Source organism: Streptomyces sp. AC627_RSS907, assembly GCF_019049165.1.
Window position 1 is genome coordinate 1 of the sequence record NZ_JAGMUE010001140.1, and the last position, 586, is coordinate 586.

The following is a 586-nucleotide window of genomic DNA, read 5'->3' on the forward strand; positions in this document are numbered from 1 at the left end:
GTTCGAGGCCCTTGAGCTGCGGGACGGCGACAAGGCCCGCTACGGCGGCAAGGGTGTGGAGAAGGCCGTGCTCGCGGTCATCGAGCAGATCGGCCCGGAGCTGGTCGGCTACGACGCCACCGAGCAGCGCCTGATCGACCAGGCCATGTTCGACCTGGACGCCACGCCGGACAAGTCCTCGCTCGGCGCCAACGCCATCCTCGGCGTCTCGCTGGCCGTCGCGCACGCCGCCTCCGAGGCGTCCGACCTGCCGCTCTTCCGCTACCTCGGCGGCCCGAACGCGCACCAGCTCCCGGTGCCGATGATGAACATCCTGAACGGCGGCTCGCACGCCGACTCCAACGTGGACATCCAGGAGTTCATGATCGCCCCGATCGGCGCGGAGTCCTTCTCCGAGGCCCTGCGCTGGGGTGCCGAGGTCTACCACACCCTCAAGGGCGTCCTGAAGGAGCGCGGCCTGTCCACCGGCCTCGGTGACGAGGGCGGCTTCGCGCCGAACCTGGACTCCAACCGCGAGGCGCTCGACCTGATCGTCGAGGCCATCAAGAAGGCCGGCTACACCCCGGGCCAGGACATCGCGCTCGCG

Annotated in this window: 1 pseudogene; it reads left to right on the forward strand. The window is 70.0% G+C overall.

The window, feature by feature from the left end:
• Positions 1-586 (forward strand): annotated as a pseudogene (eno, locus tag KUM32_RS40715) (phosphopyruvate hydratase); the annotation flags it as partial.